At 60.2% G+C, this 304-nt stretch carries 1 rRNA gene; it reads right to left on the bottom strand.

The features are described from left to right. Positions 1-304, bottom strand: a 16S ribosomal RNA gene (locus tag PUR61_RS05650); the annotation flags it as partial.

The raw sequence follows: 304 nt of genomic DNA on the forward strand, positions 1-304 counted from the left end.
CGTGACGTGACGGGCGGTGTGTACAAGGCCCGGGAACGTAGTCACCGCAGCATGCTGATCTGCGATTACTAGCAACTCCACCTTCATGGGGTCGAGTTGCAGACCCCACTCCGATCTGAGGCCGGCTTTTTGGGATTCGCTCCGCCTCGCGGCATCGCAGCCCTTTGTACCGACCATTGTAGCACGTGTGCAGCCCAAGACAGAAGGGGCATGATGATTTGACGTCGTCCCCACCTTCCTCCGAGGTGACCCCGGCAGTCTCCTGTGAGTCCCCATCACCCCGAAAGGCATGCTGGCAACACAG

It is taken from the genome of Streptomyces sp. BE20, from assembly GCF_036322525.1.
GTDB lineage: Bacteria > Actinomycetota > Actinomycetes > Streptomycetales > Streptomycetaceae > Kitasatospora.